Origin of the sequence: Pseudoalteromonas sp. B160 (genome assembly GCF_037162485.1) — a bacterium.
In the GTDB taxonomy this organism is placed as follows: Bacteria; Pseudomonadota; Gammaproteobacteria; order Enterobacterales; family Alteromonadaceae; genus Pseudoalteromonas; species Pseudoalteromonas rhizosphaerae.
On the sequence record NZ_JARLUX010000001.1, the window covers coordinates 678,945 to 692,959 of the forward strand.

15 protein-coding genes, 1 other RNA gene and 1 pseudogene are annotated in these 14,015 nt (G+C 40.4%); 5 read left to right on the forward strand and 12 right to left on the reverse strand.

All coding sequences use genetic code 11. From position 1 onward, the window contains the following. Positions 1–26: 26 nt before the first annotated feature. The 8 genes from P4S61_RS03130 to P4S61_RS03165 form a co-directional block, all read right to left on the reverse strand. Entirely contained in the window at positions 27–563 is a 537-nt protein-coding gene (locus P4S61_RS03130; RefSeq protein WP_054205193.1) for a phage tail protein, read from the reverse strand. Between the two features lie 12 nt (positions 564–575). Next, entirely contained in the window at positions 576–1,106 is a 531-nt protein-coding gene (locus P4S61_RS03135; protein WP_054205192.1) for a phage tail protein, read from the reverse strand. Positions 1,107–1,120: 14 nt separating this feature from the next. Then, positions 1,121–1,666, reverse strand: coding sequence for a phage tail protein (locus P4S61_RS03140; protein ID WP_145242941.1), 546 nt, complete (start codon positions 1,664–1,666; stop codon positions 1,121–1,123). A gap of 58 nt (positions 1,667–1,724) precedes the next feature. Next, complete coding sequence (locus tag P4S61_RS03145) at positions 1,725–2,006, reverse strand: DUF6916 family protein (protein WP_054205190.1); 282 nt, start codon at positions 2,004–2,006, stop codon at positions 1,725–1,727. Positions 2,007–2,035: 29 nt separating this feature from the next. Continuing rightward, on the reverse strand, positions 2,036–2,545 hold the full coding sequence (locus tag P4S61_RS03150) for a GNAT family N-acetyltransferase (RefSeq protein ID WP_182758902.1): 510 nt from the start codon (positions 2,543–2,545) through the stop codon (positions 2,036–2,038). A gap of 7 nt (positions 2,546–2,552) precedes the next feature. Then, entirely contained in the window at positions 2,553–3,122 is a 570-nt protein-coding gene (locus P4S61_RS03155; RefSeq protein WP_337117751.1) for an aspartyl/asparaginyl beta-hydroxylase domain-containing protein, read from the reverse strand. A 654-nt stretch (positions 3,123–3,776) separates the two neighbouring features. After that, the gene (locus P4S61_RS03160; RefSeq protein ID WP_337118876.1) at positions 3,777–4,079 is read right to left on the reverse strand and encodes a phytanoyl-CoA dioxygenase family protein; all 303 of its coding nucleotides are present in this window, start codon (positions 4,077–4,079) and stop codon (positions 3,777–3,779) included. Beyond that, entirely contained in the window at positions 3,968–4,831 is an 864-nt protein-coding gene (locus P4S61_RS03165; RefSeq protein WP_337118932.1) for a hypothetical protein, read from the reverse strand. Before P4S61_RS03165 ends, P4S61_RS03160 begins: the two co-directional genes overlap by 112 nt. Before the next feature lie 136 nt (positions 4,832–4,967). On the opposite strand from P4S61_RS03165, the gene P4S61_RS03170 reads away from it, so the two are divergent. Together P4S61_RS03170 and P4S61_RS03175 are read left to right on the forward strand one after the other, a co-directional pair. After that, entirely contained in the window at positions 4,968–5,480 is a 513-nt protein-coding gene (locus P4S61_RS03170) for a hypothetical protein (protein WP_337117752.1), read from the forward strand. An 18-nt stretch (positions 5,481–5,498) separates the two neighbouring features. Continuing rightward, on the forward strand, positions 5,499–6,296 hold the full coding sequence (locus P4S61_RS03175) for a hypothetical protein (RefSeq protein ID WP_145242932.1): 798 nt from the start codon (positions 5,499–5,501) through the stop codon (positions 6,294–6,296). 127 nt (positions 6,297–6,423) lie between these two features. Here the strand turns inward: P4S61_RS03175 and P4S61_RS03180 are convergent, their stop codons facing one another. Then, a complete protein-coding gene (locus tag P4S61_RS03180; protein ID WP_337117753.1) occupies positions 6,424–7,176 on the reverse strand; it encodes a sulfite exporter TauE/SafE family protein in 753 nt (250 codons plus the stop codon). Positions 7,177–7,404: 228 nt separating this feature from the next. Next, positions 7,405–7,760, reverse strand: a transfer-messenger RNA (tmRNA) gene (gene ssrA, locus P4S61_RS03185). A gap of 300 nt (positions 7,761–8,060) precedes the next feature. On the opposite strand from ssrA, the pseudogene P4S61_RS03190 reads away from it, so the two are divergent. Continuing rightward, a pseudogene (locus tag P4S61_RS03190) lies at positions 8,061–9,685 on the forward strand (DUF342 domain-containing protein). Here the strand turns inward: P4S61_RS03190 and rnt are convergent. After that, entirely contained in the window at positions 9,669–10,364 is a 696-nt protein-coding gene (gene rnt, locus P4S61_RS03195) for a ribonuclease T (protein ID WP_337117754.1), read from the reverse strand. The pseudogene P4S61_RS03190 and the gene rnt sit on opposite strands and share 17 nt — an antisense overlap. 217 nt (positions 10,365–10,581) lie before the next feature. On the opposite strand from rnt, the gene P4S61_RS03200 reads away from it, so the two are divergent. Beyond that, positions 10,582–11,460 carry a flagellar protein MotY gene (locus P4S61_RS03200; protein WP_145237165.1) on the forward strand — a complete coding sequence of 293 codons (879 nt, stop codon included), beginning with the start codon at positions 10,582–10,584 and terminating at the stop codon, positions 11,458–11,460. On the opposite strand, the gene P4S61_RS03205 is transcribed toward P4S61_RS03200, so the two are convergent. Next, the gene (locus P4S61_RS03205; protein WP_337117756.1) at positions 11,461–12,402 is read right to left on the reverse strand and encodes a DMT family transporter; all 942 of its coding nucleotides are present in this window, start codon (positions 12,400–12,402) and stop codon (positions 11,461–11,463) included. 387 nt (positions 12,403–12,789) lie between these two features. Here P4S61_RS03205 and P4S61_RS03210 point away from each other — a divergent pair, with 387 nt between their 5' ends. Next, on the forward strand, positions 12,790–13,989 hold the full coding sequence (locus tag P4S61_RS03210; protein ID WP_337117757.1) for an aromatic amino acid transport family protein: 1,200 nt from the start codon (positions 12,790–12,792) through the stop codon (positions 13,987–13,989). Positions 13,990–14,015 lie beyond the last annotated feature (26 nt).

The following is a 14,015-nucleotide window of genomic DNA, read 5'->3' on the forward strand; positions in this document are numbered from 1 at the left end:
CAAACTAAAATCTGTATTCTCACACATTAATTTCTTGGTGGATAAATTCCATCTAGTGCAATGCAAAAGTTTAACGCTAAGCTAGGTTGCATATTTTCATGCCGCTGACTCTTACCTGACGATGCTAAACTGCTGCTACTCATAGCACTTGTATTACTATCCAGTGGCGCAGTATATCGCAGTGCACCACCTGAGGAGGCAACGTCTATTGCAAGTTGATTATCACTTGGTTGGTCAGTATTACCAGCTTGAAATACACCTGAAATAACATGGTCATGCTTAGGTAGCTGTATGGGGGCCAACGCTACTTGGCTAACACCACCAAAGGTAGAAAATGGCCGAGTCGTTAGTCCTATCCCTGATCCCGCATGCATTGGTGCTCTGCCTTGTAAATCAGGGACTCCAAATGTTGTTCGTCCATCACCACCGAAATTAGTTCCCAGCAAACTAAATAGCGCTGTAGATTGTGAAATACTGAGTATTTGCCCTGCGCATTTAGCCCAAGCTCTAGGACTATACGTAAGACCAAATATTCTAATTTCAGCCATAAATGGTTCAGCCATAATATTTCTCCTTTAATTTCTTGATGGGAAGAGGCCGTTGAGGCAAATAATAAAATGTATAGCCAAATAAGGCATCATATTAGTATGCGGCTCATTAGCACCCACAGTTTCAACTGCAGCGTCATTTAGTTGCTGACTTTCTCCCGTGACAGCGCCTGATATATAAGTTGACTCAGTTGCAGGGCTTCTCGCCAAAACATTACCAATGGCTGTAGATGTAGTTGCACGATTATTATTTGCCTGCAAGCTATGGGTGTGTGCTGGCATCTGCTGTGGTAGAAGCGTCACTTTTTCTACGCCAGCCTGACGCGCTATAGGGTAAGGTTGTAATCCTGGGCCTTGCCCAAAATGTACGGGTACACGCCCTCTTAAATCAGGCAGCATAAATGACGAGCGCCCATCACCGCCATATTGTGCGCCAATCAATGCAAATAACACTTGGTTTTGACTTATTGAAAAAGTAGACCCGCTACAAAATGCCCACTGCCTAGGTGAGAATGTAGTAGCAATCATTTTTATTTCACCGACAAATGACTCAGACATGCTAGTTTCCTTTTTTAATTTCTAGCTGGAAAGGTACCTTCCAGTGCAATACAAAAATTAAGTACGAGTAAAGGTTGAAGATTAGTATGTGGCGACCCACTCCCGCTACTACTAACAACATCCTGAGCAAGTTCTGTCAAATCTAACGATGAACCGTATACGAAAGGTTCAGCTGAGGTACCCTTATTATCCTTTGATTCAGAAAATATACGATCTGTAAACGCGGGGCTATTAGCGGCTATGCTAGCCGTAGCTTTTACTGCATGCGTATGCGCTGGCATTTCATCTAACGTTAACCTAACCGTTTCCTCCCCTGAACTATCTCCAGCATAAAAGGGACGGTTTTCAGTGCTCAAAAACCCACTACCGATAGGCGTGCGCCCCCGTAAGTCCGGTAACTTAAAATCACTTGTTCCGTTACCACCAAACTGAGTCCCTAATAGAGCATACAGTGCCCCATTCTGTGTAATTGCGATCACTCCACCATTACAGAATGCCCAATTTTTTGGGGCAAAATCAAACGCAAATGGTCGTATTTCAGATATAAACGGATCAGCCATATAAATCTCCCTACTCACTTTTATTAAACGAATAATTTAGTCTATTAAACACGAAGTACTATTTTTGTGTCGTGATGTATATCTCATACTCAGTTTCGCTATTTGGTGATAGAAACAGCTCTGCATCATTAAATGCATCGTGTGTGAGTCTATATGTGCCTTGTTCTAAAGGTTCATTTGCAGAGCCTTTAAGCAAAACACGAAATGCATCCCATTGTTCCCCATTCAGTTTTGTTCTATCAACTGATGATACCTTTAACTCTACTTCACCATCTTGACCAGCAACCTTAACAATTGACCCTTGTGCTCTTTCAACATTTTCAAACGTAAACTTTTCCATATTCAACTCCTGTGTTTAACTTCGCTTAGTCACACACCACTCATTAATTTCACTGGGTGTGGGTACCACGCCATAAATTCATATGGCGGGCTAATTGATTCAACTTGAAACCCTAAACGCGCATACAACTGCTTAGCAGCAAAATTATATTGCTCAACGGTCAGTGTTAAAGGTGCACCAGATTGTAATGCAGCACTTTGAAACGATTGGATTATCGCTGAGCCAAAACCATGCCCTCTCGCACTTGGTAAAAAGCCAATATCGACGATACGAATTTCATTTGGGCCAAAATCAATGGTTGCCTTACCGATTGCTTCATGATGTTTTTCAATAATAAAGTACATTGCATTGGGGAACTTATCTCCATACTCTTGGGTTTGAGCTTTAAACTGCATTTCCACAATTGACTCTACAAAATCTTTTTCGCCATCAATTAACTGTAAGTCTTGTCGCATTAAACTATGCAGCTTTTCTAAAAAAGGCTTATCGTTTGCATTTGACGGTCTTATATTTAAGCCCTTAGGAATATTAAGTTTCATTACCTCTTTAGCTCCTTAGCTTACTTTTTTTACTACAATATGTTTTTTCTTTAGAGTTCATAATTAAATCCAACAACCACTCATTAACATTACAGTCTATGACAAGGTTGATTCTTGGTGTATCACCAGTATTTATTACAGAATGTTCCGCATCGGCATTTATATACCAACAGCTGCTCTGACTTATTGGAACTTTTAAATCATCCACTAAAAATTCAACATGTTCAGATGTCTCTAAAGAAATATGAATACGTGCCTGGGCTGATAGCTCAATACTCAATCCAAGGTCTCGGTGGGGTTTAATCAAAGAGTTGGGGGAAAGGCGCATAAGCCGTGCAGATAAAATATTACATTTAAATTGTGACAATAACTCACTAATAGAAGGTAAATATTGAAGGTGATCGCCATCAATAAAACTTGAGCTAGACTCAATTGCGAAAGATTGCAGAATCACATGCTTATCAGCATGTTCAACAGGCACTCTTAAAGGCAATACATCCCAATCGCCCTGATAACACTGGGTATTAACATGTCTAACCCATTCTAATTTTTTTGCTACAAGCAAATCGGCAGACATCTTTTTACATTATAAAAAATTTCAAGCTTGGCAAACGAAATGACTGGAGAGACTATATTCTCACCAGCATTAACAACTTCAGGAATAAGTATGTCATCATTCATTATTTGTTCTCAAACGAAGAGAATGAATGAGCAAGTATTTAATCTTAAAACAAAGTGTATACAGGATGGGGGTGAAATCGATTTCTGTATGTATATTGTTGCGGTATGTTGAGCTACTTTCACTCACTATAACGGCTTTAGCACATGACTCTAATTGCATTTTAAGTAAAGACTTTAAATAACAAATTATTGGTTTTGCGCGCCGTAAACGCTTTGTAAGCTGTGAACTTTGTGCTTCCATACTGAAATATTCCTTTGATATCCAATTATCGTGCTAAATTCTATTAGGGAATTAATGCTACATTCAGTTAAGAGCTTAGTTTAAAAGCTATAGGGTACAACTTTAATTTTCATTTATTTTATATAGCTTTAATTTATTTGACTTATATCAAACATCATAAAAAACCATAAAAAAATAAAAGGCTTAGTAAATGCAGCTTAATTTAAATTATCTTGAGCATGGCACAGGAGTGTTATAAAAAACATTACACGTTATTACATGGCATCATTTTTATTCTTATAAATAACTGCAGGCTTGATTTGCTTAGCTTTATAATGAGCTCATATTTATATATTGCACAATTCGAGGACTATTCGTCCTATTTGGACAACTACCATGCGGCAGTGTATGTTGCCAAACAATTAAACTGCCCGCTTTTGCAGGCAAAGGCGTACTGTGCCATTGTTGGCAATTAAAATGATGTGGATTGGTGTTTTTAGGTAAGCTAGCAAGCCAGCCGTCTATTTTTTTATGAAAACCAGGAACACAACTAAACGCACCTTGATCAGCGGTAACGTCAGTAAGGTACAGTAACCCTTGCGTTGCAAAGGTGAGCGGTTTATTAAAATTAATATCCCAGTGCAGATTTGGCCCGGAAACTGCCAACTCAATGTCTCTGGCGGGTTAAAACCAACCCTATCAGTACTTACAGTTAAATTACTTTTACCCCACAGTTGCTCAAAAACATCCCGCACCTGAGGCTGCTTCCGAATAGCTTGCATTGTTATATCATTAAAAATTTGTACCATAACTCCTTGTTTAAGATCATGATTTCGGTACCATGAAGCAGGATTGTGTTTATCCATATTCAAACGTTCATAAATCATATTACAAACGTTTTCACATAGCGTTTTTTCCACCAACTCAGGAATAATAACGTAACCATTATCATCCCAGCTTTGCCACTGCTGTGACGTTAAAACATAATGACGAGGCTGATTTAGTAATATTTTTTGTTGTTTTGGGTCTTTTTGCTGAAAAAATGCTGCTACCTTTTCATTTAACTTACTTTTAACTGTATTTGAAATAGCTATGCCATAACGCTGTTCTACCCAGTTTTCGAACGTTAAAAAACTATCCGATGAAAAAATGAATTCTATCGTCGGTGTGAGCCCTAAGCCTAAAGTATCCATGATCATGACATCAAGCGACCATTCGCCTTCTATTATTTTTTTATCCGCACAGCCTTGTTTTTGTAATTGCGCTTTGTGCCACATTCGTTTTAATTGAAATAGACCTAAGCGCCCAGTTTCTTTATAACAAGGTAGTATGCTCTGCGCTGTTGTGTGCAGAGATGGCACTTTTGCTATCAATTCATTTTGCATAATAACTCCTTTTTCTTGCCTGATTTTAGACAAGCAAAACACCTTAAATGATTTATTAACGCTAACTAAACTTAGTTAGAATAGAGTGCTATATTACTGTAAGCAACAATTGTAATTGCTAAATACAGGGAGTGGTATGAACACTGAGATTGAAAAAATTCTCGCCTTTGTTACTCATATTGGAATAAAGCACAGGTATCAAACGTTAAACGAAAAGACTTTTTTGCTGGGAATTAAAGTAGCCCAGGGAACTTTACTACTTGATTTAGAAAAATGCCTCTACCCTGGTGACATCCTTCATGAAGCAGGGCATATTGCAGTAACCTCAGAGACAAACAGAACCTGTTTAACCGGCGATATGAAAAACCATGATCACCAAGCCGCAGAAGAAATGACCGCGATTGCATGGTCATGGGCCGCAGCCTGTTACTTAAATATTGCACCCGATGTTTTATTTCATCAACACGGTTATAAAGGCAGTTCAGCTAGCTTAATAACCGCTTTTAGCAATAATACTGGCTTTGGCTATCCGCTGTTGTATTCATGGTTTATGTGCGAACAACCTGATCACCCCAACGGTTATCCAAACATGTTAAGGTGGCTTAGAGATGACGCCTACACACAAGCTCAACTAAAAAAATTACAATAAATACGATAAGGAATATACGTGCTTGATAATAACTTTTCCTCAGAGCAGCTTACTTTACTATGTGCTGACTTAGCTCAACTAAGATTAATAGCCGATTTAACACTTGCACCTACTATGCCGTACTTTGCTGAAAAACCTTATCCAATTGGCCGCTGTAGAGAAATAAGAGACGAGGTATTTACATTACTACAAGCACAACTGCCGCACACAAACAAACCAGGGCTTAGCTTATTAAAAGGTCTTATTGCACAGGGCAATCCTTTACAAAAAGCATGGGGTTCACTGCGGGATGAGTATTTTCAAAACGCATTTATTATTGGCCCTTGGTATATTGATGTTTCTAACGACACCGTGAATGCCAATAAACCCAGAGTAGAGATTTTGCCTTTAGCGACATCAAACTTTACCCCAATTAAAGATTTTACTCAGTTTGTAAAAATAGCCCGTAACTATTGGAAAGTTGAGGTGTATAGAAATGATGTATGCCCAGCTCTTGCGCCTTATATGCCACTTTTATGTGTTGGCGATAACGGTACTAGCTGGCTAGGAGCTGCAAACGACGACATGCTAAACATCGCAATAAACAGCCAATTTACCCAATCAAAAGCAATATTAAAAGTTCTGCCAAGCCCACCAAAAGAAATAATACAGCGCTGGCAATCGCTGTTATTAAACTTCACTCACGACCCTTTATTGATAACAAAAGGAGATGCAATCATCTTTTGTGATGAATACAGTAAAAAGTTACAGCACCCCGATCTAGCACACAGGGATGCCGCTGTGATTGCCTATTCATCGTTACCAAAGTCAGTGTGATTTAGAATATCAGTGCAACACTCATTGTAATGATGTGTAATAGAAAAGCCTGCCCTTGTCCCTGTACTCCTTAGAATTTATAAAGCGCTATGACACCTAGGTTTATAGCGCTTTAACAAATTATTAGCTAGAACGCTTGCAAGCCCTGCCATGCCAATTGCAGCGCAAGTAAGGTTAAAATAGCCCGAAAAATACGTTTAAACTTATCGGCAGAAATACGCTGTAATAACTGCAAACCAAGCCAAGTGCCAAGCCCACCACTGATGATCATTGCCGCAACTAAAGGCAACCACTGCCAAAACGAAAAGCCCACAAAGCCATACAAAATAGCTTTAAAGGTATGCTGCACACTCATACAAGCGGAGAAAGTAGCAGTATATTTTAACTTCTCGTAATTATTAACATACAAACAACTGCCCACTAACGGGCCACTCGCCCCAACAAACATCGATAAAAAGGTTGTCACAGCACCAGCAGCACTGCGCCATAAAGCAGAAGTTTCACGTAACTTCGGCGTCACGCCCCACAATAAATAAAGTACAAATCCTGCCACAACAATTTTCATCAACTCAAGTGGAATACGTGTCACAATAGCCGACGCAGCAAACGCACCAATAATCCCACCAAGCGAAAAAAACACAAACATACTTTTATCAAGGTGTTTAAAGGTCAGCATAAACCTGTTGGCATTTGAACCCAGCTGCACCAATCCATGCACCGGAATTACAATACTCATAGGCAATAACGACGCCATTACCACCAACAGCATCAAGCCACCACCCGCGCCAAAAGCCGCAGAAATCATCGACGTAACAGCCGACAAAATAATAAGCCCAGCTACGCTGAGCGGCGTTAATAAATCGCCAGCTAAAAATTCCATCTAAGACCACTTGGCAGGTAAAACAGAATAACGACGTTAGCATGAGTAAAAATAAGATGCGAGTACCTAAAGCACCAGTAAAATGAAGCGCTTATTTCAATAAAATAAGCGATGAGCTATTAAAACAATAAAACACTTCGCCTTAAACATAAAAAAACCCACCAACCTGATTGCTCAAATTGGTGGGTTTTTTAGGGTTTTTAAATCAACGAATTTAAAAACCGATATTGGTGGAGCTGGGGGGATTTGAACCCCCGTCCGAAAAGCCTCGACCGTCGGTACTACATGTTTAGTATTGTCATTTAATTAACCTTTAAGTCCCGGACAAACACGGTAAGTAAAGGCGAGGCCGCTTAGTTTTAGCGCTTCAACCCGGCCAGGGTTTCCGTCGCGATCAGGTGTTAGGGTGACACTCCAAAATCCAGTCCACAAGAATACATGGAAGGAGCGCTAGCCAGCCTAAGCTGCTAGAGAGTAGTTATCGTCGTTTGCGATTACTTTAAATTGCGGCTTTTTAACGAGGCAAACCGCACCTCGACATGCACCTTGGGCTTCTTGAATTCCGTCGAATCCTAATCAGCCCCTGAATTAGTAAACTCATTCAGAGCGTGCAGCCAGTATAACCGAGTAACGCGCTGATACTCAAGGCCCTTTTATGCTTTATTTTATATTGCTATGGCGTTGCTGATTAAATATGCAAATATATGTTAATCCTCTTCATTGCACCAAACAATAAAATAACATTTACTTAACATTGCTTAGGGGTTATGCTCAGCAGCGTGTTAGTTTGAAAATACCCAAAAACGGTTTAGTCGAGCAGCATGTAAATTAAAGCATCTAAATAAAAATAATAAAAACAGGCATATTACATAGGAAATCGATAAATGTCGTTGTTTATACATAACCCTGTAACGGGTTTTGTGTCACTGCTTGAGCACCCTAAAAATAGTGGTTTCCCAGTGACTAGCGCGCAACTTATTGAGTTAATCGAACAGTCCCCGTTCGCTGATTTCGATATAGTCAGTGCAAATATTGGTAAGTTATTCTCACCGAGCAAAAACTATCAGGATGATTCTTTAATTGTTGCTCGTGCACTCGATGCGTCGATATTCATTCAGGTTGATGAAAAAAATATGGTCGCTGAAACCACATTAACCACTGCTAAAGGTGGGGCCTTAATGTCGATTGACAAGGCACGCGAAGCACTCGTTGATGCTGGCGTATTACATGGCATTAGCACTCGTGCACTGGACAATTTTTTAGGTCAGCAATTTGACAAGCCTGCAGGTGTTTCCTATAGAGCGATTGTTGCTCATGGTCGTAGACCAAAAGAAGGCAGCGACGCTAAATTTGTACGTTTGTGCGCTACAGCACAAGATCGTGTATTGAGTCCACAAGCAAAAGAAGGTGGTAAGGTCGATATGCGCAATTTAGGCGCGATCATCACTGTAAAACCGGGCACTCCTCTAATGCAGCGTGTTGCTGCAACTCCTGGGGAAGATGGTTATACGGTATTTGGTGATGTGCTGCCCGCCATACCAGGTAAAGATCTACCATTACAACCATTTGAAGGCACTAAACTCGATCCAACTAATCCCAATGTACTGATTGCAGATTGTAAAGGTGTGCCTGTCGCCCTCCCTCGTGGCATGCGCGTTGATGACGTGTTGTGTTTTGATAATGTTGATATTGGCACTGGTCATGTTGATTTTGACGGCAGCGTAATTATCAGTGGCGATATAAAAGATGGTATGCACGTGCGTGCCAGTGGTGATATCACGGTATTGGGATTTGTTGAATCAGGCCAGATCGAAAGTGCCAGTGCGGTCACAATTATGCTCGGTGCAATTGGTCGTAAGCGTGAAAATGACGAAGCGTTTACTTGCAAAATTAAAGCCGCTCGGACTATTTCAATTGGCTATGCCCAGTATTGCCACATTCATAGCGAACAAGATCTCTTTATTGAACGACAAGCATTACATTGTGACTTGAGTGCTCGGCGGTTGATCCGCGTTGGTAAAGCAAATAATCCGCGCGGTAAAATTATTGGCGGCAATATTTTAGATGCCATGCGAATTGAAACCGGAGAGCTAGGTGCCCCATCGGGCACAAAAACCCGAGTTTTCATCGCGCAGTATTGGCATGACTTGAGACAAAAACAATTGCAAATTGCCGATTTTGAAAAACTGTTAGCCACTAAATCCGCAGCATTAAAGCAAGCACGTAAAAAAGCAGTTAAAATTCCAGCACCAGCAAAACGACAATTATTTTTAGACAAAATTAGTGCTAGCGAGCAACAAATTAATATTCGTATTGCCAACACCAAACGTAAAAAACACCTAGTAAAACAAAAAATAGCACAGCTTTTAGCTACTAGCCGTTTAAAAATTAATGAGTTAATGCATCCGGTGTGGAGCTAAAAATCGCAAAAGATTCAAAACACTTTTCGCGTATTTATCCGCCCCACTTAGTTAAAATGAGCGAAGGTAAAATTACTCAGTCGTTTTAACGGCTGAGTCTTCGTTGTCACCAGCTTGCTCTGCATCTTCCGGCACTTCTGCAACTAAAGGCCAGCCACCCAGCTGTTGCCAACGATTAACTATCAAACAATATAGCTCTGCCGTACGTTCGGTGTCATATAATGCTGAATGAGCCTGTTTGTTGTCAAATTCAATGCCAGCTGCACGACATGCTTTAGCAAGTACCGTTTGACCAAGTGCCAAACCCGCTAATGAGGTTGTGTCAAAACTAACAAACGGATGAAATGGCGTACGCTTAATATTATTACGTTCTATTGCTGCATTTAAAAAACCATGGTCGAACGCCGCATTATGAGCCACTATGACTGAACGTTGACAACCCGCAGCTTTTTGAGCTTTACGTACCACTTTACAAATTTCTTTGATCGCTTCCTCTTCAGATACTGCGCCACGTAATGGCGAGAAAGGATCAATACCATTAAAATCAATAGCGGCTTGTTCAATGTTTGCGCCTTCAAATGGCTCAACATGAAAATGCACAGTATGATCAATACTGAGTAGGCCTTCATCATCCATTTTTAATACTGACACCGCAATTTCTAACAGTGCATCGGTTACTTTATTAAAGCCTGCAGTTTCAACATCAATAACCACCAGGAAAAAGCCACGAAAGCGTTTTGCGAAAAGAGTTTGTTCAGTATTTGCCATAGTATTCTTGGTTTGCCAGAGTAAGCTGGCTATTATGTCAAAAATCATAGTGGCTAGGCTAGCGCTTTACAGATTAAATTAACACTTACATTTAGGCATATAACTTGCTTTACTTAACTAGAACTAGAGCTAGCTAACGACACCTTGATGACTGTTAGCCTCTGTAAATGCAGCTTTTGCCAAGATATTGGCGTAATAAATTGTTGGAGATCCCGTAATGAAGCTTTCAATGCTGTTTATCAGTCTAAGCATTGCAACTGCATGCCTTTCAGATACGGCCAGCGCTGCAATGCGCCAGTACACAGCCACGGCAGATAACTCACAATGGGAAGTTGTTAAAACAACTCGCTTACAATGCCAATTAAATCATGAAGTTCCATATTATGGCGAAGCTATTTTCAGCGCTACCGCGAGCAAAAATAAAGACCTGCTATTTAACTTGGATATGGTTGTCCGTCCTGACAATTACAGTATTGCTGGTTTAAAAGCAGTCCCGCCAATCTGGCGAGCAGGTTTACCAGCACGTGATATTGCTGACATGAAATTACTACGAAAATTTGACGGCGAACTGGGTAACAAAACGGCATGGGAAATGTTGACCGAGCTTGAAAAAGGCTACCAACCTACTTTTTATTACCAAGACTGGCAAAATAGTGCCGATAAAATTGCCGTTGGCTTATCGAACATTAATTTTAAACAAGCCTATTGGGCATTTTTACAATGCCGCGATGAATTACTGCCATACAGCTTTGAAGATATTTCCTTCACGATTATGAATTATCAACCAAATACCAGTAAACTTACTAAATCATCAAAACAACGTTTAGATAAAATTGCTGAGTATTTAAAGTACGATACGACGATTGCGGCTATTTCGATTGACTCATACACAGATAGCTACGGTGGTCGTTGGAACAACTTAGAGCTGTCTAAAAAACGAGCTCAAGCGATCAAAGAATATATGGTGAGCCTAGGAATTGATGAAACTAAAGTTGAAACGCAAGGCTTTGGTGAAAAACGTCACGTAGCGACTAACGATAATATTTTGGGCCGCGATAAAAACCGCCGCTTAGTGATACAAATTGAGAAAATGTAGCTAAAAGAAGTAATGCCTTTTAGCTACATGACGACTGTTGTTAAGGGTTAAGCTTTTTAAACGTGGCTCTTTTTTCAACCAACCATCACCAAACTGAAACACCGCTAAGCTCAGTAATATAATGACAGCGCCAATAAGTAATTGTTGATCAATTGCTTCATTATTTAACCAGCCCCCTAAGCCAATCGCAAAGCTTGGTGTGATCAAGGTGGTTAGCGCCACGGTACTAGCTGGTAATTTTTGTAACACATGAAAATAAGCAAGCGAACCAACCAATGAGCCAAACACGCCCAAATACACAATTGACCACAGTGATTTTACTGTCCACGTACTCGTATTGAGCTCACCATCGAACAACCACCAAGTAATAAAAAATAAGGGCGTAACAAATACTAATGCACCAAATGTGGTCGCCATTGGATGAATAGCAATTTTTATTCGCTTGATCATCACCCCACTTAAACTAAAAAAGCACACAGCCATAAATACGTAAGCTAAACCCTGCATTTGCATCAATGAGCCTTGCATGTGTTTTTCACTTACCAAAAATAACCCCAATAGCGCAAATGCTAACGCAATTAGTTTAACAACGCTGAATTTTGGCTCGTTGAGTAATCGCTGTGCTAATAAACCAGATAAAATTGGTGCCAGACCAAACATTAATGATATCAGCCCTGATGGAACTGTTTTAGCTGCCATATAACTCAACAGCATGCCACCATATATGCCGATACTCGAATAACCATACAAAAAACACGCACGACGGTGCCAAGGGACACGAATATTAGCAATCGCCACAACTAATGCAGCCAGCACTAATCCTATCGACATCCGTAACAATACCGCGAGCGTTGGTGTAACAGACTCACTGCTCCAAACAATTCCCAAAGGCGTTGTTGACCAAATTAAGACCATTAAAAAATATGATGCTTTAACGCTCACAAGCGGATCCTTTTAGCAAAGTGGCGATAACAAAGAGGAAGGAGATACAGCACTAACCGCTTTGAAATCGCGGTTAGTAAAAAACAACTTAACCGCAGCGCAGCAATGGGCGCACAACTGATAGATTCAGCCATGGGCGCATGGTTAGGGCTCGGTTAACTTGTTGCATGTAAATAGTATTCTTAATAATAAATTGAATTTATAGAAATAGCAGAACTGGTTAATAAGTCAACTGCTAGAGTGGTTTTTATACCAAAAACTGACTTCACAATGATGGCTTGTAAATCATAAGTTACATTTAATTTCTTTGATTTGTAACAAAACTATTTAAGTTTGTGCCAACTAGTTATATCTTGCCTGCCTCTCACGATGTTTTAGGGGCAAAAAGTGCTTAAAAATAAAACAATAGGCAGCATGTTAATTGTTGCAGGTACCACTATCGGCGCAGGGATGTTGGCGCTACCAATCGCTTCTGCGGGACTTGGCTTTACAACCGCATTAGCATTAATTATTTCAATATGGGCGTTAATGACTTATACCGCATTATTAATGCTCGAATTACATCAACATGCTGATCGCGATGCCACGCTAAATACGTTAGCAAAATCATGGTTAGGTAAACGCGGCCAATATCTGGCTAATTTTTCGGTGATGTTTTTATTCTATGCGCTTTGCTCAGCTTACATTGCAGGTGGTGGTGCGCAACTACAAGAAAAAATAAATAACGGCTTTAGCCTCGATATTGCTCCGCAAGTAGGTTCAATCATTCTAGCGATTGTAATAGGCACAGTTGTTACCTTAGGCACCAGTAAGGTCGATAAGCTAAACCGAGTGTTATTTAGCATCAAAATTGTGGTACTGGCGAGCTTATTTTATATGTTAACCCCGTATGTTCATGGCCAACATTTACTCGAAATGCCCATTGAACAAGGCCTTATTTTATCAGCTATTCCTGTGGTATTTACCTCTTTTGGTTTTCATGGTTCGATCCCATCGATCGTTAAATATGTTGGTTTAGATATTAAAACCTTACGCCGTGTCATGATTGCCGGAGCAGCTTTACCGCTGGTTATTTACATTTTTTGGCAGTTGATCAGCCAAGGTATGATGAGTCAAGCTGAATTACTAAAAAGCTCTGGCTTACCAGGCTTTGTGGCAAGTATTGCCAGTATCGCTAATAACGCAGCTGTTGCCACTGCAGTTAACCTATTTGCAGACTTAGCACTGGCAACCTCATTTTTAGGGGTGAGCCTAGGATTATTTGATTTCTTTGCTGATGCCTTTAAAAAAGGAGATGGTAATAAAGATCGGATAAAAACAGCCCTCATTACTTTTATCCCGCCATTAGGATTTGCATTGTTTTACCCACAAGGTTTTATTATGGCGCTTGGCTATGCAGCTATCGCTTTAGTCGTACTAGCAGTGTTTTTACCCGTAGCAATGGTTTATAAGCAGCGTAGCAGCGATAAAGGCGGCTATACAGTGCGTGGTGGTAATTTGGGTCTGGCAGTAGCGGCGCTTTGCGGCGTGCTTATTATCAGCGCCCAAGGGCTGCAGATGGCAGGTTTAATCCCCGCGATAGGTTAATGCAAAAAGGCACCTAAATGGTGCCT